The organism is Streptomyces sp. NPDC039736 (assembly GCF_055596485.1).
In genome coordinates this window covers 279,336-297,062 of record NZ_JBVIUQ010000006.1, presented here as the reverse complement: position 1 = coordinate 297,062, position 17,727 = coordinate 279,336, and the positions used below count along the sequence as shown (strand labels likewise).

The window sequence follows — 17,727 nt, the reverse complement described above, 5'->3', positions numbered from 1 at the left end:
GCGAACGAGCCGTCACGGACGGGCAGTCGGCAGGACACCGGTGGTGGTCCGCGCGCATGGACGTGCGGTCACGCCCCGGCTGCGTCGATGAGAATCCGTGCCAGTTCGCCCGGCCGGGAGAACATCGGCCAGTGGCCGGTGTCCATCTCGATCAGCCGCCAGCGCCCGCCGGTCAGCAGCTCGGCCACGTCGTCACTCGGCTCGGGGTCACCGAGCGTGCACTTGATGTACGTCGCCGGAAGGTCGCCGAGCGGCCCGTCCAGCACGGCGGCCTCGGTCAGCGTGGCACCCGGGTGCGGCGTCGAGCCGCCCACGATCCGGGCGATCTGGTCGTCGGTGAGGCCGTGGTCCTCGAAGTGCGTCGCGGGCGCGACCGGCCAGAATCCGCCGTTCTCGGCGATCGTCGCCCTCATCGCCGTTCCGCCGTCCGGCCAGGTGGCGACGAACGGTTCACCGTCGGCCGGAACACTGGAGTCGAGGAAGACCATTCGCGTCAGCCGGTTGCCGATCCGCCCGGCGGCCTGACCGCTGGGGACACCGGAGTAGCTGTGCCCCACCAGGACGACATCGCGCAGGTCATGCCGTTCGACCTCGTCAACGATGTCCTGGACGTGGGTCTGCTGCCCGGCGGGCACGCCCTGCTTCTCGGCGAGGCCGGACAGCGTCAGCGGGTGGACGCCATGACCGGCCGCACGCAGGTGCGGCACCACGTCGTCCCACGCCCACGCCCCGAGCCGCGCACCTGCAACAAGCACAAAGTTCACCATGGCCGCACCGTAGCGGGGCGGCCCGGCGACTGCTCCGGAAATACGTGCGGTACGCACCCTGGCTTGATCTTCGACCTCGGCAGGTCACCGTCCCCGTCACCCGACTCGCCCCCGGCGCACCCGCCCCGCTGCTGGAAGGCGGTGCCGTCAACGATCCGGCCGACCACACCCCCGGCCTACGACTTTGGTGCCGGGCAGGCCGGTCCCACAGCCCGATCCCCCACCCCGCACAGGCCAACTAGCTTGCCTCGTATGCGAATTGGAATCCTCGGCACCGGAAACGTCGCCCGCGCCCTCGCCCACGGCTGGCAGCGCGCCGGCCACGACGTCCTTCTCGGCTCCCGCCACCCCACGGAACGCGGGGACCTCGGCCTCCCCGTCGCCGGCCTCGGCGAGACCGCCGCGCACGCGGAGGTACTGGTCAACGCGACCCCGGGCACCGTCTCCGTGGACCTGCTGCGCGGCATCGGCGCACCGGCCATCGCCGGAACCCTCCTCGTCGACGTGGGCGTCGGCCTCTCCGACGACTACGCCGAGCTCTCCCACCCCAACGACAGTCTCGGCGAGCAGATCCAGGCAGCTTTCCCCGAGACTCCTGTCGTCAAGACCCTCTGCACCATGGACTCCGCCGCCATGACCGCCCCCGGCGACCTCGAAGGCCCGAGCACCGTCTTCCTCTCCGGCGACGACACCGAGGCCAAGCGGACCACCGGCCGGCTCCTCGCCGACCTGGGCTGGCCGCCCTCCTCCCAGCTCGACATCGGCGGCATCACCACCGCACGCGGCCAGGAGCACTTCGCCCTGCTCTTCATGGGCATCGCGAACGGCCTGGGCTCGCACGTCTTCAACGTACGGGTGGTGCCCCGGGCCGCAGGCGCCGGAGCGTCGTGACCCCGGGGTGACGCACGTGCCCCTCCGCGCCGCCCTTGACCTCAAGCATGCTTGAGGGGCTGGAGTGGTCCATGGCGGCGAGAACGTCGCCATGGACCCGGAGCGAGGACATCATGACGAACGACACGCTGGTCGTGGGCGACATCCCGGCGGACATCCAGGCCGCCGTCATCCGCGTGGTGAAGGACCTGCAGGACGCCTTCAACGCGCACGACGGCGACGCCCTGGCCGCGCAGTTCGGGGTGCGGGCCTCCTGGACGAACGCCGTGGGCAGGCGCCTCGACGGGCGCGAGGAGATCGCGGAGTTCAGCGGGCCCGCGCTGAAGGGATTCCTCGGTGACGTCTACGCCCGCTACGACGTGGTGAAGCTGCTCGCCGTCGCGGACGGGGTGGTGGGGGTCAACGTCCATCAGACCCCAACGGACAGCGCGGGCAACCCCGTTGAGGGCCCACGCGGCGTGACGACGTACGTGATCGCCCGGCAGGAGGACGGCTGGAAGATCGTGGTCGGCCAGAACTCGGCCGTCGACGCTCCGCCCGCCGCCTGACCCCTCGGCGGGCACCTGCGGGCCCCGCAGGACCGTCGCGCGAACACCGGCTCATACGCAGCCCTCTTCAGGGGTATCCGGCCGCACATGGAGCCTTCCAAGATGCTCAAACTGCTCGGGCTGACGGTCCTGGTGTACGTGGGAACCGTGCTCTATCTGCACTTCGGCCGCGACGAGGGGTGGGGGTCCGCCCTCCTCATCGGCCTGATCGCGACCCCGTTCTCCGTGGCCATGATGAAGTTCCGCGACTGGTACATGGAGCGGGCCGCCCGCGCCGGCCGGCGGTGGCGCGAGTCGCGCGGCTGACGGGGCGGCTTCGGCGAGCGGAGCGTTCTGGGCGCGCATTCGGCTCGGGGGCTCTGTTTCGTACGCCGACGGCGGGCCATGATGGGCGTCGCGGCGGCGGGGAGGGCTCCGGGAACCGCCGGGTCCCGTTCACCCCCGCCTGCCGCAGCGGACACACCTACGAGCCCAAGGAACGGCGGTCGGCATTGTCGCGTCGCACTTCCGGTCCGTTCGGTCCGCGCTCCGTACGCGAGCGGCCGCGACGACGCCGCGTGCGGTGGTGCGCGGCCGGTGTCGCGACCGTGGCGCTCCTGGCCCTCACCTCCTGCGCCGAGGACGATCCGACGTCCACCGAAGGACTCGACCCCTTCCTGGTGACGTACGTCCAACTCCTCAACGAATCCGACGAGTCGGGTCTCGTCCGTCACCTCTCCGCCCACCCCCACGGCGGCGAGGACGCGAAAGCGCGCATCGCCGCGTACGGCGGGCAGGGGTGGCGGGTGAAGTGGACGAAGGCTTCCGAGTTCCCGGGGTTCTGGAACGTACGGCTCCGCGGGTCCCGTGATCCCGGGGCCGCCCCCGTGGACGTGACCGAGCTGCTGGCCCGGGAAGACGGGGAGTGGTCGCTCGCCCCGATGGACGGCGTCGCACCCAAGCCGGACGGAGCGGCGGACACGACACGGCCGCAGTGAGCGCCGCCGGGGGTGCGGGCGGGCCACGGCCGCCTGCACCTGACCCGCATGCTCCTGTGGCGGGCGGTCGTCGCGGGCCACCGCGACCGGGGCCGGCAGGGCCCACAGGAGGCGGAGCGCACGTGCCACGCCCTCCGTCACTGCCACGGTGGTCACGTCTACGAGTCCGGCCGGAACCATGCCGTGCTCCCGGTTCGGGTGGCAGGCTCTACGAGTCAGATCTCCGTACCGTCACGTCGCCGTGCAGAGGGGGTTCACATGTGTCGTAGCGTCCGATCGGCAACCGGCCGACTCGCCCTGGTCTCACTGCTCGCCGTAGGGCTGGGCGCCATGTCCGGTTGTGGCGGCGAGAACGAGAAGCTCGACAGCGATCTGAAGAAGCAGCAGCAACGTGCGGAGCAGGTCGCTGCGGCCTGGGACGGGTCCGCTGCGGCTGCCGCGTGGAGATCCGCATACCACCCCATGGGTGACGTCGTTCAGTTGCCGCACGGGGGGCTGAAGAACCAAGCCGATCGTCAGGCCTACACGGACAGGAGTTTCACGTTACGAGGAACCTTGCCCGCCAACCACCTCCGGGAGGGGCAGGTGGCCTGGCCAGGGGAAGCGCCTCTGTCGCGGCCCCTGCAAAGTGCTCAGGAGACCTTTGAGTCTCTGGCTCTCAACCACAGCGTGGACGGCCCTCGCCTGACGGTGACCGGGGCGAAAATGGGCGAGATGACGATCACCACGCACCGGGGCCCCGCAGTGGTGCCTGCCTGGCTCTTCTCCTTGGCCGGTTACGCGTCTCCGCTGAAGCACGCTGCGGTCACCCCCTCGGAGCCCCCTCGCCCTCCGATCGCCCCGGCCGAGAACGTTCCTGGGAACTCGCTCCAGCACGTGGTCCGCATCGCTGCCGATGGCCGTTCGGTCTCCGTCCTGGCCATTCGGGGGTCGTGTGACAACGCACCCGCCGTGAAGGCGCTGGAGATGCGGGGCAGCGTGGTCCTGACGTCGTACGCCAGCAGGGAGGCCGCTGGAAAGCTCTGCACCAAGCAGGGGAAAGAGGAGCACGTCACGGTCCGCATGAAGCGCACGCTGGGAGATCGCGTCCTGCTGGACGCTCTGAGCGGGCGGCCGCTCACCCATCGTCCGGAGACCGGGCTTCCGGTCAGCCGGGGAGGGCCCTCGCTCCAGGAGTAGGACACGGGGCGAGGAAAGTGTCCCACTTTTCGGCTCGCCCCGTCCGGGCTGCGGGCGAGTCAGAGGAGGTGGTCGGCCTTGCCCGCCTTGATGTCGAGAATCAGCGTGCGGAGGGCTTCGCGGGTGTCGGTGAGGGCGTCGTCCTCCGCGCCCAGTACTGCGATGTAGCCGTTGCCCTCCGTGTCCGTGCCGAGTCGGAAGCAAGAGTTGCCTTCGCCGCAAAACGGCTCTTCCCAGTTGACCTCTTGCATGGACCGCCCCTTCAGAGTTGTTGCGCGAGGCCGTGGAGGAAGTCCCGCGTCGCGGTGGGAGACAGCGCCATGCGCTCCATCGCGTCCAGGTGGGCCCGGTACTTCTCCAACTGGCCTTGCGCGTAAAGAAAGTCGGGCCCGTGCGAGTTGTCGATCTGTACGGTGTCGAGCTGCCGCACCGGGCCACCTGCCAGTAGCACGGTCTGCCCGGCACCGGGAAAGGCTCCGGCTTCGAACGGGAGTGCCACCAGGGTCACATTCTCCCGTTCCGACTGCGCAAGCAAGTGTTCGAGTTGCGTCCTGGCCACCCTGCGCCCACCGAACTGCATACGCAGTGCCGCCTCGTGCACGATGCCGACGTACGGAGTCGGGTTGCTCCCCTCCAGCACCACTTGCCGTTCCACGCGGTGGGCCAGTCGCAGCGCGATCTCCCGGTCGGAAAGTTGCGGAATCACACTGCGGAAGACGGACAGGGCATGGTCCGAGGTCTGGAGCAGGCCCGGGATGTGCACCGTGTACGCCGCGCGCATGCGCAAGGCGTATGACTCCAACTCGGCGATCTCCAGCAGACCTTGAGGGACATCGCCCCGAAACCTCTCCCACCAGCCCTTGGCGCGCGGCTGCGCCATCTCCACGAGAGCGTCGACGTATCCCTCGTCCTTGCAGGCACACGCATCGGCCAGCGTCCGGACACGCTCTGGGCTGATCGCCCGAGTCCCCGACTCGATGTTGGAGATCTTGCCGCGATCCACCCCCAGGAGCCCGGCGGCGGACTCGGCGGAAACGTCCGCTGACGTGCGCATCCTTCGCAGCTCGAACCCAAGTCGCCTCTGACGCTCAGTCGGTGAGGTCCTCGCCGCCATACCGTTCCTTTCCACAACGTGTGGTGAGCAGTCTGCCGGGTGCGCGTGCGAGCGTTACCCCGAAGGGCTTAGTTACCCCAACTATGGGGGTTATTTTGCCCCGCACGCTCCTACCTTAGGTGCAGCACCGACTACACGACCGAGCTGAAGCGCATCGCGTGGACCCGCCCGCAGGCTCCTTTCCCTGGGAGGGGCGGGCCCGCGCAAGGGAGACAGGCCACTGCTCATCGGCGTAACGAGTGCGACGGGTCAACAACCGCACTGAACGAGGGAGTTCAGACATGCACCAACCCGCCACCCCCACGCACACGCTCTGCCCGGTCGCCGATCACCCCGACCCCTCCTCCCCCACCACCAGAACCGGCTACGACGAGGCCGACAACCTCGCCGTCAGCCTGACCGTTCCCGGCACGGCACGCAGTGCGGGGATCGTCCGGCGGGCGCTGGCCGGGGCCCTGCACGCCCACCGTCTCGACCGATTCGAGTCGATCCTCGCGCTGGTCGTCACGGAACTCATGGCAGTGGCCGGGAAGTTGACCGCTGATGCCGACCTGTACGTGTCCCTGCGCCACCACCGGGACACCCTCCGATTGATCGTCTGGGACCAGCACCCACCGCACGCGGACCCGGACGCCACCTCCCTCTGTTTCGTACGGAGGAGGCGAGCCCTGTGGCTCCTCGCGGAGGCGGTGGAGGACTGGGGCGGGGAGTGGGGGGTCGACGAGGCCGTACCGCCGCACCGGGGCATCAAGTCCTGGGTGAACCTCCCCCACTGAGCGCGGCCGTCCGGGCCCGGGCCGGTCTCACGAGCAACCGGCCATCCCGTACGACGCGTCCCCCGTCCACTTGCCCGTGGCCCACTTCTCGGCCGGGGCGAGCGTGAAGCCGTACTGCTTCCCGAGCCGGCCGCCGAACCACTGGGCGAACGTCGCGGCGGCCTGCTGGCAGTTGTGGATGCCATCCTTGCTGCGCATCGCCTTTTCGGCAGCCGGGTCGGTTCCCCACAGCTCCGAGGAGTCCACGAAGGTGACGGTGTCGGCGTGACGGCGGGCGACCTCCTGAGCCACGTCCTTGGCCTCCGCCAGTTCCGCCGCGTGCGGCTTCTGGATCTCGTTGTGCCTGATGGGCGGGGTGGAGACGATGACCAGCTTGCCGCGCACGTCCTGGACGGCCTTCACGAGGCGTTCGTACCCCTTCCGCTGTTCGTCCGGGGTGCCCCAGTCGAAGGCGGTGATCTGGTAGCCGAGCACCTGCGGTTTCTCGGCCGCGAGCTTCTCGGGGAGCCATTTCCAGGTCTCGGCGGCGTCCGATCCGGTGACGTTTCCGCTGGCGGTGGCCGCCACGGAGGTGAACTCGCCGCCGCTCGCCCGGAGGGCGGCACCGAGCGCGGGGGCTTCGGCCTCGGCGACGGAGTCGCCCATCCACAGGAGCTTCGGGGGCTTGCCGCGGCCGGTGGGCCCGTCGGCCTGCGGGGCGGCTGCGTCGGTGGTGGTGCTCGCGGGGTCGGTCTTCGCACCGGTCCCGCCTTCGCAGGCAGCGAGGCCGAGGACGCTGAGGACGGCGAGGGCGAGGGCGGTCGCTGTGCGGGGGTGGGGGAAATGGTTCATACCGCCCAGGGAAACGCGCCGACCCGGGGTCGCCGGGGGCTGTCACCGGTCGGTCATCGAGCGGGGGCGGGGTCGTCATCGTGGACGCACGATGTGGATACGGAGGGGACCCTTACGGGTATCCGTACCGTCCGCTCGGGTCGTTCTCCTCTCCGGAGCGGACGGTACGGGTGCCTCACGTGCTGGGGCTGGAACCCGAACCCGGTGCCGCGCCGCGCGGGAAGGTGATCTCGACGCGGCGGTTCTTCTTGCGGCCCTCTTCGTCGGAGTTGTCCGCGATGGGGTAGTCCTCGCTGTAGCCGCGCACCTCGTAGGTGACGTTGGAGCCGAGGGTCTTGATCAGCTCGCGGTGGACCATGTCCGCGCGGTTCTTGGAGAGCGCGAGGCCGTGTTCGTAGGTGCCGAGGTTGTCGGTGAAGCCGAAGACCCGGATCTTGGTGGCCTCGTTCTTCTGGGCCTCCGCCGCGACGGCCTTGATGCGGGCCGCGGCTTCGGGCTGGAGCTTGTGGCTGTCCTTGGGGAAGAGGACTTCGGCCTGGAGGGCGAAGGTGACGTCGGTGTTGGTGTCCTCGCGCCGCTCCTCGCCGCCGAGATCTTCGACGACGGACTTGATGTCGACCACGCGGGCGGGGGCGAGGGTGCCGCCGTCGGCGAGCTTGAGGCCGGGGGAATTGGCGTCGACCTTGGGGGCGGGGAGCTGGGTGGTGCTGCCGGGAGGCTTGCCGGGGCTCGGGGTGGGGTCGGCGTGGGCAGTGGTGACGCCGAGGGTGCCGACGAGGGCGGCTGCGGCGATGGTGGCTGAGGCGAGGAGGGTGGGCCTACTTCGCAGGAGGGGGAGAGTCATGGTTACTGGCCCTCGGAGATTTCGATCGCGGCGGGGGGCATGTCGGCGATCTGGAAGTCAACCTTGTTTGTGCCTGTTGGGGGAGACGGGAATTGAGCAAAGAACGTTCGCTCTTCATCGGCCTTGAAACTTCCGGTGAACTTAGTGCACAAGCACTTGCCGTCCGTATCCCGCAAGATCAGGTACTTCTTTTTGCCGACCTTATCCACCAGTGCCGCTCCAGCCATCGAAGAACCGTTGGCATTGAGTTCCTTCTCGTCACCGCTCCAACTTGTGGGATTCCATGCCCTTCCACGCCCATTCTTCACTTTTCCAGACACGGTGACGAAACCACCCGCATCCCGCACGGCTGAGTTGATGGTCAGTGTGTGGTTCTCGCCCCCCCTAATCTCCGCAAGCACAGTGCCAGATGCGGGAGGCTCAGGTGCGGTTTCCTTCGGCTTCTGGTCAGACTGCTTTGCCGGTGCCGGGGTCGAAGCATTGGCCGACTTGTTCGGTTGCTCACCGCCGGAATCACCACCGCATCCAGCCACCGCGAGGGCCAGACCAGTAGTGATCGCCAAAGCGGTCAGCGCCCTTCGGGCCTTCATGGCATGCTGCATGCTATTCAACAGCTATTCCTTTTCTCGTTGTTCGCTTGCTACCGGACCAGGTGGACGTCGAAAAGGTCTTGCGGCTCCGGAAGCAGACCCGGAAGATCGGCAATATTCTTCGGATCGATTTCCCAGATCACGCCACCCTTGCAGTGGACGAACACCAATTTGGCAGGATCACTCTCCGGGCCAATAGTGCAGCGGGGCTTAATCACCGCTGTGGCTGACACTCGCGCCGTCCGAGTTTCAATGCCAGGAACAACCGAGTCACCACCCGTGAAGCGGGTTTGAATGGTCACTTTACGTGCAGGATATCCACCGTCGCGCGTCAGCGTCGGGCCGGCGGTGAGGTTCGAGTCGTTTTCATTGGCAAGAGTCGCCGCATCAGCCGCGCCGCTGGCCACCTCCCCTTCACCCAACAGCCACAATGGCCACGCTCCCGGGTCGACGATGTCGCGGAAGAAATTCTCGGTGTACTCATCCCGGGACTCCTGTGCCGCAGCAAGCGCCGCAGCATCGGCAGCAGACTGGCCACCACTGCGGGCAAAGGCCGCCTGGGCAAAGACGAAGAGCGCGAACGCGACAAAGAGCAGGATCCCCACCGACATGATGTAGATGGGAAATGCCTGCCCTCGGTCACAGTGAGCGCCAAATACGATCAGCCGCCCGTGATATCGGCCACGGCTTCGTCGATCGCGGTAGAGATCGTCTCGTCCAACCCCAACCCATTCACCGCCACCACAATCAACGCGATGATCACCACCAGACCCGCGTACTCCACCACACTCGCACCCCGGTCGGAACGCTCCTTCATCCTGCTGACGACCGTGTTCCGCCACGTCGTGATCGCGAGCAATGCCTTTTCCATGGGAAGCCCCTCCGGATGCGTACGTCTCGTCAGAAACGCCACCCGCAGGTCCGGTCGGCGCCTTCTGTCCGGGCCCGCTTGCGACATCCGGAACGTATGCCCGGACACGCCGTTCGGGAGAGGGTCCGTGGGCCCAACTCCGGGCCCAAAGGGCGGTGTGGGCCCGGGTGGGGCGTGACGTCGTCCCCGTCGTCGGTTCAGGCACGGCCGATCACCCCTCCCCCGTTGCCGCCGGCGCCGCTCCTCGTCGTACCCATCCACATCGCGATCGCTTCGCTGCGGCTCGTGCTGTGCAGCTTCGCGAAGATTCGGTTGATGTGGTTCTTGACCGTCTTCTCGCTGATGAAGCAGGTGGCGGCGATTTGCTGGTTGTTCATGCCTGCGGCGATCAGGTTCATCACCTCCACCTCCCGCGAACTCAGTCCGAATTGCTGCCTGTTGACGTTAGCCCATGACTGCTCGAACGAAGAGGATGTCATGGAAGGTTGCAGATGCGAAGAGGAGGGAACGGACCCGGGCGAACTGTGGACGTCTGGCTCCGGACGGGGCGTTCTGGGTGGCGGGGTTGTCGCGCTGCGGCCCGTGTACGGGACGCCCGAGGTGTAGACGGAGCCGAGACCCTCGGGGAGCGGGGGCGGCATCGGCCCGCCGAGGGTGCCGTTGCGGAGTTGGGCCAGGAGGGCCGTCTGGGCGGAGGTGGTGAAGTAGGCCCGGCCCTGGGACAAGTCGTGGATCGCGGTGACCAGTTGGTCGGCGGTGAACTCGCCGTGGACCACGTAGCCGCTCGCGCCCAGGCGCAACGCCTCCTGCACGATCTCGCTCTCGCTGCTGTACGTCAGCATCAGGACCGGCGCGATCCTCACCAGGTGCGGGAGTGCCGAGATGCCGTCCACGCCCGGCATCCGGACGTCCAGCAGGATCACGTCGGGGCGGGAGCGTTCGGCCAGGGCGAGGGCCTCGTGGCCGTCCACGGCCTCGCCGACGACGTCCACGTCCGCGCGGGCGCCCAACAGCGCGGTGAGTCCCGCCCGTACGACCGGATTGTCGTCCACCACCACCACCCGCAGGACGGGCGGTGGGCCGAACGGGTCCGGGTGCGGGGAGTGGTGCGGGTCCGGGTGGGGAGCGGGGGTCGGGAACGCCGCCGCCGGAGGGGGGGCGGGGGCCCCGTGCGGGGTCTGTTCCGAGCGGGGAACGACCGTGTGCGGCGAGGTGTGCTGCGACACGTGGGTCGAGGATACGGACCGGGGGTCTGAGCTGTGCCTGTGGGTGTTCTCGCGGTGTGCTTCCGGCATGGTGCGGCCTCCTCTCGGGAGTCAGGGGTGGTCGGGTCCGGTCAGGTCTGGTGGGGGGCGAGGGCGGAGAGCGGGAGTTCGAGGCGTACTTCGGTGCCGTTGTCGCTGCGGCCCCGGCCGATGCGGATGCGGGCGCCGATGGAGGCCGCGCGTTCCACCATGCCGACCAGGCCGAAGTGGCCCGCCCGGCGCAGGTCGTCCAGGGAGAGGCCCGGGGGGAGGCCCGTGCCGTCGTCCAGGACGCTCAGGCGCAGGAGGCCGTCGGCGGTGCCCGCCTCGACGGTGATGCGGGTGGGCTGGGCGTGGCGGTGGGCGTTCTCCATGGCCTCGGTGGCAATGGTCAGGAGCTGGCGGGCCACGGCGTGCGGGACGGGCGGGAGCGGGGTGCCGCCGGGGGTGGGGTGGAGGGTGGTGGGGACGGCTGTGCGGTGGGTGAAGTCGGTGGTGCGGGCGGTGAGTTCGGGGGCGATGTCGACGGTGGCGTCGGTGTCGCCGTCGTAGCTGGAGTGGCGGCGGAGGTCGGAGAGGATCTCACGGGACTCGGCCGCCGCCTTGCGGGCGGAGCGGGCGACCACTCCCGCCTGGTGCTTGACCGTGAGCGGGTCCATGCGGTCGGCGGACTGGGCCAGGCTGTCGGCGGCCAGGGCCACGCCGTGCAGGGTCTTGGCGACCGAGTCGTGCATCTCGCGGGCGAGGCGGGCCCGCTCGGCGCCGACCGCGTCGGACACCGCCAGGCGGGCCTTCACCTCGGAGAGGGCCTGGGTGGCTTCGCCGAAGCGGAACATCAGGTTGCGCAGGGTCACGCCGACGGCGCCGGCGGCGACGCAGAAACCGCAGATCAGGACGGTGCCGGTGGGACCGGTGAGGCGGGTCGCCCAGGCCCCGTAGGCGAGGGAGAGGAGCAGTGTCTGGATCGCGGTGAAGATGCCCGCGCCGCGCCAGCCGTAGAGGAGGCCGGCCAGGAGGGGGGTGCAGACGGTGGCGTAGCCGAGGGCGGAGTCCGGGGAGGCGGTGAGGAGGAGGACGGAGCCGAAGACGAGGTCGACGGCCATCAGGGAGCGGTACTTGAGGAGGAGGGGGGCGAAGGTCTCCCAGTCGCGGAGCATGGCGTAGGAGCCGACGAAGGTGACGACCACGGCTGCGCCGACGAGGGTGGTGCCGGTGGTCGTCTGGGCGCGGCTCAGGGCCAAGGGCGCGCCGATGGCGATCATCGCCAGGCGGAAGGCGAAGACCTGGCGGCACAGGGCTTGGAGGGCGTTGATCTGAATCGGGAGGCTGGGGGCGGGGGCGTCGGGGGCGAGCGCGGAGACTGCGGGGGGTGTGGGGGGACTGCCGGTGAGGGTGGTGGGGGTGCGGCGGAGCCGGGTGGGGCGGGGGACGAGCGGCGTGCGGCCGGGCCGGGTGGGGCGAAGGGTGCTGGCTGTGCGGCGGAGCCAGGCGGGGCGGGGGGTGTCCCGGCGGGCCGGGAGCGGGAGGGACTGCCCCCTTGTCCGCCCTCCCCCAAGCTCTCGGCTTCGCTCGAGCAGGGGGTGTCCCCCTCGCCCCCGGGGGGCGGCCTCGTCGCCCAAGGGGGCGGGGGTGGCGGCGGTCCCGCCGTCCGAAGGGGCGGAGGCTTCGTCCGAGGGGGTGTGGGGGGAGGGGGAAGGCATCGGGGTCAGCCTCCGAAGATGGAGGAGAAGTCGGCGCCGGAGCCCAGGAACATGTTCGCGACGATGAGGATCAGGGTCGCCGGGACCATGAAGGTGAGGGTGACGACCGTCGTCTTCGGGATCGCCTTGGCGGCGCGCCGCCGCGAGTTCTGGGCGTCCGTGCGGCGCATGTCGTTGGCGATCTGGATCAGCGTGTCGGCGATGGGCGCGCCCAGTTCCTCGCCCTGCTGGAGGGCCGTCACGAACTGCGAGACCTGCTCCGATTCGTTGCGGCGGCGCAGCTCCTCGAACGCGGTGCGGCGGCTCACCCCCATGTCCATCTGGCGCAGTGTGATGCGCAGTTCGTCCGCCCAGGGGCCCTCGTACTTCTCGGCGACCCGGTCGAGTGCCTGGCGGAAGCCCAGGCCCGCGCTGACCACCACCGCGAGCACGTCGAGGAAGTCCGGCAGTGTGCGCTCGATGACCTCCTTGCGGGCGCGCGTCGCCTGCCAGATCAGCGCGTCGGCCGCGAACCAGCCGTATGCCAGGCAGAAGACGGCGAAGAGCGTGAAGCCGTTGATCAGGCAGAGGAGGCCCGTGAGGCCGCCGAAGATGCCGTAGGCGGCGCGGCGGGCCGCGTACCGGTCGACCGTGAGGCCGCCCGGGTTTCCGGCCTTGTCGATCTTGCGGCGCTTCTTGTCGACCAGCGCCGGGCCCATCGTGCGCAGCACCGCGGGGGCGAAGCGCATCCCGATGCGGTCGATCGCGGAGTCGGCGGCCGAGACGCGGGACGCGCCGACCTCCAGGGCCACGGCCAGGTCACCGGGGACCTTGGCCTCCGCGCGGTACATCCGTACACCCGCGAAGACGCCGGCCACCGCGAGGCCGAACGCCAGGGCGAGGAGCAGTCCGATCATGGTGTTCTCCGTCCCCCGCCTCAGACTTCGATCTTGCCGAGTCGGCGCATCGCCACGAAGCCGAGTGCGTACAGGCCGACGGCCACGGCGACGACGATCTGGCCGACGGGGTGGCCGGTCATCTTCGCCATGGAGTCGGGGTTCATGGAGTTGAGCATGATCATGGCGCCGAGGCCGAGGAGCGGGACCGTGTAGGCGGTCGCGTTGACCTCGGAGAGCATCGTGCGGACCTCGCGCCGGGTCTCCTTGCGCTCCTCCAGGGTCTCGGTGAGGTTGCGCAGGGAGCCGACGACGGTGCCGCCCGCCTTGTTGGAGAGGACGAGGGTGGTGACGAGGACGACCAGCTCGCGGGAGGGGAGGCGTGCGGAGAGTTCGCCGAGGGCGTCGTCGATGGTGCGGCCGACCGCCAGCTGGGAGGCGACGGTGGCCAGTTCCTCGCCCGCCGGGGCTTCGAGTTCCTCCGCCGCCATGCCCAGCGCCGTACGGAGCGCCAGGCCGGCGGCGGTGGCGTTGGCGAGGATGCGGGAGAGATCCGGGAGCTGGTTGATGAAGGCCTCGATGCGCTTCTGGCGCTGCCAGTTGAGGAAGGTGTGCGCCGCCCACACGGCGACCAGGCCCGCGATCGGGCCGAAGAAGGGGGCCAGCACCGAGATGGCGATCAGCCAGAGCGCGACGACGCCCCCGAGCACGTACACGAAGAACTCGCCCGGAGTGACGTCCAGTCCGGTGGAGGCGATGCGCAGGTGCAGCTTCTTGCCGAGCGCGGTGCGGCGCAGGCGGCGGTCGATGCCCCGGAAGTGGCGGCGGCGGCCGCTCTCGCGGCCGGTGGTGAGGGCGAGGCGGTTCTCCAGGGCGCTGCGCTGGGCCTTGCCGGAGGCGTACAGGTGCACGCCGAGGACCGCGAGCAGGCAGGTCAGCAGGGTCGCGCCCAGGGCGAGGAGCGCGTACTGGGTGAGCGTGGGCGGTAGGACGGCCGCCGCGAGGGTGTGGGTGGCGGGGTGGGGTGTCATGGCCGGGCCTCGATGGCTTGTCGTACGTAGAGGGAGTCGTTCAGGGGGTCTTCGCTGACGCCGAAGGCGGGCGGGAGGGGCTCGTTCGCGAGGTAGAGGCGTTCGGCGATGCGGCGCGGGAGGGGGAGGTGCTCGAAGTGGCCGTGGACCAGGCGGTCCGGGCTCATCGGCTGGGCGAGGAAGCGGGACACCGGGACGACCTGGAACTTCTCGCGGCCGTGCGAGACCAGGATGACGATCTCGGTGATCTTGCGGGAGCCGTCGGCCATGCGGCTGAGCTGGACGATGACGTCGACGGCGGAGTTGATCTGGTCCTTCAGCGCCTCGAAGGGGATCTCGACCTCGGACATCGAGCCCAGGGTCTGGAGACGCATCAGGGCGTCCTCGGCGCTGTTGGCGTGGACGGTCGCGAGGGAGCCGTCGTGACCGGTGGACATGGCCTGGAGCATGTCGAGGGTCTCGCCGCCGCGGACCTCGCCGACGATGATGCGGTCGGGGCGCATGCGCAGGGAGTTGCGGACGAGGTCGCGGATGGTGATCTGGCCCTTGCCCTCGACGTTCGGGGGCCGGGTCTCCAGGCGGATCACATGGGCCTGCTGGAGCTGGAGTTCGGCGGCGTCCTCGACGGTGATGATGCGTTCGTGGTCGGGGATGAGGCCGGAGAGGGCGTTGAGGAGGGTGGTCTTTCCGGAGCCCGTGCCGCCGGACACGATGAGGTTGAAGCGGGCGCGGACGAAGGCGGAGAGCAGCATCAGCATGTTGTGGTCGAGCGTGCCCAGGTTGATCAGCTCGTCCAGCCGGTACGCCTTCGGGAAGCGGCGGATGGTGAGGGTCGCGCCGGTCAGGGAGAGCGGCGGGATGATCACGTTGACGCGCTCGCCGGAAGGAAGGCGGGCGTCCACCATGGGGTTGGACTCGTCGACGCGGCGGTTGACCGTGGAGACGATGCGCTCGATGGTCTGCATCAGTTGCTCGTGCGAGGCGAAGCGCATGGGGAGCTGCTCGACGCGTCCGGCGCGCTCGACGAAGATCGAGTCGGGGCCGTTCACCATGATCTCGGTGATGGAGGCGTCTTCGAGCAGCGGTTCGAGTACGCCGAGGCCGAGGGCTTCGTCGACGACGCGGCGGATGAGCTGGGAGCGCTCGGAGGTGGAGAGGACCGGGCCTTCGCGGCTGATGATGTGGCCGAGGACGCGCTCCAGGCGGGCCCTTCGCTCGGCGGCGGCCAGGGAGGACATCTCGGCGAGGTCGATCTCTTCGAGCAGTTTCGCCCGGTAGGTGGCGACCAGGTGGCCGTCCTCCCGCCCCCCGCCGTGCTCCTCGGGGGCGGCGATGCGTTGCCGCAGGCTCATGGGTGGGCTCCTTGGTGCGTGCTGACGGGGTCTTACGGGGTGGTGTCGTCGGCGGGCATCGAGACTTCGCGGGTGATCGTGCCGAAGGTGAAGCCGGGGATGATCGAGGGGACGGGGACGCGGGCCGTGGCCCGCACGATGTCGCCGTCGGTGCAGCCGACTTCGGCCCCGCGCGCGACGAGCCAGCCGCTCATGGCTGCGGCCCCTGCGGCACCGCACTGACCCCGGTACGCCTCCTGGGATTCGATTCGGGCCCCGGCCCGCGCCCCGGACCCCGCCTGGAGGGCCGCGTAACCCGCGATGCCGAGCTGGATGGCGGCGAGCACGACGATGAGCAGGATGGGCAGGAACCCGGTGAATTCCAGGGTGGCGACACCCCGGTCCCCGCCGGGGGCACGGCGGGCCCGTGCCCCGTCAGGGGCGCGGGGGACTGCGCGAGCAGCCACAACGCACCCGCGCGGGAAGTGGGCAGCCACCGGGCACCCGCACCTCCGCCGCATCCGGGAGGGAATCATTCGTCCGCTCCTTCCAGGGCCGCGCCGGCCTCGCCCTTGGAGGTCCAGTCGAAGCCGTCCGCACCGGGGAAGAGCGCCGGGACCTTCAGCGTGACGGTGGCCTTGTAGAGGTTGCCCTCGATCCGGCAGTCCGGGGGCCCGTCCAGTTCCCACGCCCCGGGGAGGCGGGCCTGGGCGGCGGCCTGGCACTCCGGCACGCCGCTCCCCCCGGCCCCGTACGCCGCCGTGCCCTGCCGCGCCCCCTCGTCCGCCGCGTTGCCCGCCAGGGAGAAGGTGTAGCCCCAGACCGCCGCCTGCCACATCAGGACCATCACCAGGAGGATCAGCGGGAACATCCCGGCCAGTTCGGCGGTGATCGCGCCCTTGTCGCCCCGGCGGCCCCGGCCCGAGCCCCGGCCGCCCCGGCCGCCGGCGGGCTCCTGCGTCTTGACCAGGCCCAGCTCCCCCGCCAGGGCCCAGATCGCCTGCTTGACCGTGCTGCGGGCCTCCAGGTCCTGGAGGCGGCCCGCGTCGGCGGCGGACTGGAGTTCCTTGTAGTTCGAGGGGACCGAGCTGCGCGCGACCTTCGTGCCGGTGATCTTCTCGACCAGGGGCGGCTGGATCTCGGTGTTGCGGGTAAGGCGGTTGACGACCGTGGTGGTCTCCTCCGCCTTGCGGATCTGGAGCCGGTCCCACAGGCGGACCATGCGCTTGGCGGCCCGTACCGCGATGACGTCCGGGGTGACGACCAGCACCGCCCGGTCGGCCATCTCGATCGCCGCCGCGTTCGCGCTGTTCATCTGCGTGCCGCAGTCGACGACCACGATCTCGTAGCGATTGCGCAGGGCGCTGACGACCTGGCGGGCGACCCGGTCGGTGACCTCCTCGCCGCGCTCCCCGTCCACCGGGGCCAGGAGGAGGCCGAGTCCGGTCGCGTGGGTGTAGAGGGCGTCCTGAAGGACCCGCGGGGTGATGTCCGCGATGCCGGCCAGGTCGGCGATCGAGCGGCGGAACTGCACGTCCAGGTACGAGGCCAGGTCCCCGGACTGGAGGTCCATGTCGACGAGCGCGACCGTACGGCCGGAGGCCCTGGCCGCGAGGGCGAGCTGGACGGAGATGAGGGTGGTGCCCATGCCCCCCTTCGCGCCGGTCACCGTGACCACCGTCCCGCCGGGTCCGCTGAACACGTCCGCCCCGGCGCCCAGGTGGCGGCGTACGCCGACCGACCAGGACGCCGCGTTCTGCACGCGGCCCGCCAGCTCCTCGTAACTGAGCGGCAGTCCGATCATGCCGCGCGCACCGGAGTCCATCGCGGCGGTGAAGAGCTGCGGGCTGGTGTCGGCGGAGATCAGGACGACGCCGACCGCCGGGAAGCGGAGGGCGACCTCCCGGATGACCTCCAGGGCCGGCACGGGGCCGATCCGCTCGTGGACGAGGACCACCTCGGGCAGCTCGTCCAGCGACTCCTGCGCGAGGCGGGCGAGCGTGTCGAGCAGTGACGTCGTGTCGGGCGCGGGCGAGGCGGGTTCCGCGTCCGGGAGCTGGCTGAGCAGGGTGATGATGGCGCGGGCGGCGTCGGGGTCGCCCACGGCCGGGAGGATACGCGTCGTCATGCGGCCGTCCTCACTCTTGGTCCACACGTC

At 70.0% G+C, this 17,727-nt stretch carries 21 protein-coding genes; 6 read left to right on the top strand and 15 right to left on the bottom strand.

Annotation, left to right across the window (positions count from 1 at the left end; translation table 11 throughout):
* Positions 1 to 68: 68 nt before the first annotated feature.
* The gene (locus tag ACZ56L_RS20805) at positions 69 to 767 is read right to left on the bottom strand and encodes an alpha/beta fold hydrolase (RefSeq protein ID WP_471065509.1); all 699 of its coding nucleotides are present in this window, start codon (positions 765 to 767) and stop codon (positions 69 to 71) included.
* A gap of 252 nt (positions 768 to 1,019) precedes the next feature.
* On the opposite strand from ACZ56L_RS20805, the gene ACZ56L_RS20800 reads away from it, so the two are divergent.
* The 5 genes from ACZ56L_RS20800 (at position 1,020) to ACZ56L_RS20780 (ending at position 4,362) form a co-directional block, all read left to right on the top strand.
* Complete coding sequence (locus ACZ56L_RS20800; protein WP_471065507.1) at positions 1,020 to 1,658, top strand: NADPH-dependent F420 reductase; 639 nt, start codon at positions 1,020 to 1,022, stop codon at positions 1,656 to 1,658.
* A gap of 113 nt (positions 1,659 to 1,771) precedes the next feature.
* Positions 1,772 to 2,206 carry an SgcJ/EcaC family oxidoreductase gene (locus ACZ56L_RS20795; protein ID WP_471065505.1) on the top strand — a complete coding sequence of 145 codons (435 nt, stop codon included), beginning with the start codon at positions 1,772 to 1,774 and terminating at the stop codon, positions 2,204 to 2,206.
* An 87-nt stretch (positions 2,207 to 2,293) separates the two neighbouring features.
* Entirely contained in the window at positions 2,294 to 2,512 is a 219-nt protein-coding gene (locus ACZ56L_RS20790) for a hypothetical protein (RefSeq protein WP_471065503.1), read from the top strand.
* 185 nt (positions 2,513 to 2,697) lie between these two features.
* Positions 2,698 to 3,183 (top strand): hypothetical protein, encoded by a 486-nt coding sequence (locus ACZ56L_RS20785; RefSeq protein ID WP_471065501.1) that lies wholly within the window; start codon positions 2,698 to 2,700, stop codon positions 3,181 to 3,183.
* Between the two features lie 714 nt (positions 3,184 to 3,897).
* Positions 3,898 to 4,362: a hypothetical protein gene (locus ACZ56L_RS20780; RefSeq protein WP_471065499.1), complete on the top strand. Its 465-nt coding sequence runs from the start codon at positions 3,898 to 3,900 to the stop codon at positions 4,360 to 4,362.
* Between the two features lie 59 nt (positions 4,363 to 4,421).
* On the opposite strand, the gene ACZ56L_RS20775 is transcribed toward ACZ56L_RS20780, so the two are convergent.
* Complete coding sequence (locus tag ACZ56L_RS20775; RefSeq protein WP_471065497.1) at positions 4,422 to 4,613, bottom strand: hypothetical protein; 192 nt, start codon at positions 4,611 to 4,613, stop codon at positions 4,422 to 4,424.
* Positions 4,614 to 4,624: 11 nt separating this feature from the next.
* Complete coding sequence (locus tag ACZ56L_RS20770) at positions 4,625 to 5,476, bottom strand: helix-turn-helix domain-containing protein (RefSeq protein ID WP_471065495.1); 852 nt, start codon at positions 5,474 to 5,476, stop codon at positions 4,625 to 4,627.
* 281 nt (positions 5,477 to 5,757) lie between these two features.
* Here ACZ56L_RS20770 and ACZ56L_RS20765 point away from each other — a divergent pair, with 281 nt between their 5' ends.
* Entirely contained in the window at positions 5,758 to 6,252 is a 495-nt protein-coding gene (locus tag ACZ56L_RS20765; RefSeq protein ID WP_401756435.1) for an ATP-binding protein, read from the top strand.
* Positions 6,253 to 6,279: 27 nt separating this feature from the next.
* On the opposite strand, the gene ACZ56L_RS20760 is transcribed toward ACZ56L_RS20765, so the two are convergent.
* The 12 genes from ACZ56L_RS20760 to ACZ56L_RS20705 all read right to left on the bottom strand — a co-directional run bounded on the left by ACZ56L_RS20760 (position 6,280) and on the right by ACZ56L_RS20705 (position 17,697).
* Positions 6,280 to 7,083: an SGNH/GDSL hydrolase family protein gene (locus tag ACZ56L_RS20760; protein ID WP_471065493.1), complete on the bottom strand. Its 804-nt coding sequence runs from the start codon at positions 7,081 to 7,083 to the stop codon at positions 6,280 to 6,282.
* Positions 7,084 to 7,258: 175 nt separating this feature from the next.
* Positions 7,259 to 7,927, bottom strand: coding sequence for an OmpA family protein (locus tag ACZ56L_RS20755; protein WP_345228690.1), 669 nt, complete (start codon positions 7,925 to 7,927; stop codon positions 7,259 to 7,261).
* Between the two features lie 2 nt (positions 7,928 to 7,929).
* Entirely contained in the window at positions 7,930 to 8,529 is a 600-nt protein-coding gene (locus ACZ56L_RS20750; RefSeq protein WP_471065720.1) for a hypothetical protein, read from the bottom strand.
* 38 nt (positions 8,530 to 8,567) lie between these two features.
* A complete protein-coding gene (locus ACZ56L_RS20745) occupies positions 8,568 to 9,179 on the bottom strand; it encodes a pilus assembly protein TadG-related protein (protein WP_471065718.1) in 612 nt (203 codons plus the stop codon).
* A complete protein-coding gene (locus ACZ56L_RS20740) occupies positions 9,179 to 9,388 on the bottom strand; it encodes a hypothetical protein (RefSeq protein WP_471065491.1) in 210 nt (69 codons plus the stop codon). The genes ACZ56L_RS20745 and ACZ56L_RS20740 overlap by 1 nt, the downstream gene beginning before the upstream one ends.
* Before the next feature lie 197 nt (positions 9,389 to 9,585).
* Positions 9,586 to 10,614: a response regulator transcription factor gene (locus ACZ56L_RS20735; protein WP_471065489.1), complete on the bottom strand. Its 1,029-nt coding sequence runs from the start codon at positions 10,612 to 10,614 to the stop codon at positions 9,586 to 9,588.
* Between the two features lie 110 nt (positions 10,615 to 10,724).
* Entirely contained in the window at positions 10,725 to 11,894 is a 1,170-nt protein-coding gene (locus tag ACZ56L_RS20730; protein ID WP_471065487.1) for a sensor histidine kinase, read from the bottom strand.
* 443 nt (positions 11,895 to 12,337) lie between these two features.
* Positions 12,338 to 13,228, bottom strand: coding sequence for a DUF5936 domain-containing protein (locus tag ACZ56L_RS20725; protein ID WP_345228697.1), 891 nt, complete (start codon positions 13,226 to 13,228; stop codon positions 12,338 to 12,340).
* 20 nt (positions 13,229 to 13,248) lie between these two features.
* Positions 13,249 to 14,238 (bottom strand): type II secretion system F family protein, encoded by a 990-nt coding sequence (locus tag ACZ56L_RS20720; RefSeq protein WP_471065485.1) that lies wholly within the window; start codon positions 14,236 to 14,238, stop codon positions 13,249 to 13,251.
* Complete coding sequence (locus ACZ56L_RS20715; RefSeq protein WP_468686245.1) at positions 14,235 to 15,590, bottom strand: CpaF family protein; 1,356 nt, start codon at positions 15,588 to 15,590, stop codon at positions 14,235 to 14,237. The genes ACZ56L_RS20720 and ACZ56L_RS20715 overlap by 4 nt, the downstream gene beginning before the upstream one ends.
* Before the next feature lie 32 nt (positions 15,591 to 15,622).
* Positions 15,623 to 16,036, bottom strand: coding sequence for a TadE/TadG family type IV pilus assembly protein (locus ACZ56L_RS20710; protein ID WP_471065483.1), 414 nt, complete (start codon positions 16,034 to 16,036; stop codon positions 15,623 to 15,625).
* Positions 16,037 to 16,101: 65 nt separating this feature from the next.
* Positions 16,102 to 17,697, bottom strand: coding sequence for an AAA family ATPase (locus ACZ56L_RS20705; RefSeq protein ID WP_471065481.1), 1,596 nt, complete (start codon positions 17,695 to 17,697; stop codon positions 16,102 to 16,104).
* Positions 17,698 to 17,727: the final 30 nt, after the last annotated feature.

Coding starts and splice junctions, on each gene's coding strand:
- ACZ56L_RS20755 (WP_345228690.1), bottom strand. CDS start 7,927: ATGACTCTCCCCCTCCTGCGAAGTAGGCCCACCCTCCTCGCCTCAGCC.
- ACZ56L_RS20760 (WP_471065493.1), bottom strand. CDS start 7,083: ATGAACCATTTCCCCCACCCCCGCACAGCGACCGCCCTCGCCCTCGCC.
- ACZ56L_RS20730 (WP_471065487.1), bottom strand. CDS start 11,894: ATGATCGCCATCGGCGCGCCCTTGGCCCTGAGCCGCGCCCAGACGACC.
- ACZ56L_RS20790 (WP_471065503.1), top strand. CDS start 2,294: ATGGAGCCTTCCAAGATGCTCAAACTGCTCGGGCTGACGGTCCTGGTG.
- ACZ56L_RS20720 (WP_471065485.1), bottom strand. CDS start 14,238: ATGACACCCCACCCCGCCACCCACACCCTCGCGGCGGCCGTCCTACCG.
- ACZ56L_RS20770 (WP_471065495.1), bottom strand. CDS start 5,476: ATGGCGGCGAGGACCTCACCGACTGAGCGTCAGAGGCGACTTGGGTTC.
- ACZ56L_RS20705 (WP_471065481.1), bottom strand. CDS start 17,697: ATGACGACGCGTATCCTCCCGGCCGTGGGCGACCCCGACGCCGCCCGC.
- ACZ56L_RS20765 (WP_401756435.1), top strand. CDS start 5,758: ATGCACCAACCCGCCACCCCCACGCACACGCTCTGCCCGGTCGCCGAT.
- ACZ56L_RS20775 (WP_471065497.1), bottom strand. CDS start 4,613: ATGCAAGAGGTCAACTGGGAAGAGCCGTTTTGCGGCGAAGGCAACTCT.
- ACZ56L_RS20740 (WP_471065491.1), bottom strand. CDS start 9,388: ATGGAAAAGGCATTGCTCGCGATCACGACGTGGCGGAACACGGTCGTC.
- ACZ56L_RS20800 (WP_471065507.1), top strand. CDS start 1,020: ATGCGAATTGGAATCCTCGGCACCGGAAACGTCGCCCGCGCCCTCGCC.
- ACZ56L_RS20715 (WP_468686245.1), bottom strand. CDS start 15,590: ATGAGCCTGCGGCAACGCATCGCCGCCCCCGAGGAGCACGGCGGGGGG.
- ACZ56L_RS20780 (WP_471065499.1), top strand. CDS start 3,898: ATGACGATCACCACGCACCGGGGCCCCGCAGTGGTGCCTGCCTGGCTC.
- ACZ56L_RS20805 (WP_471065509.1), bottom strand. CDS start 767: ATGGTGAACTTTGTGCTTGTTGCAGGTGCGCGGCTCGGGGCGTGGGCG.
- ACZ56L_RS20795 (WP_471065505.1), top strand. CDS start 1,772: ATGACGAACGACACGCTGGTCGTGGGCGACATCCCGGCGGACATCCAG.
- ACZ56L_RS20725 (WP_345228697.1), bottom strand. CDS start 13,228: ATGATCGGACTGCTCCTCGCCCTGGCGTTCGGCCTCGCGGTGGCCGGC.
- ACZ56L_RS20750 (WP_471065720.1), bottom strand. CDS start 8,529: ATGCAGCATGCCATGAAGGCCCGAAGGGCGCTGACCGCTTTGGCGATC.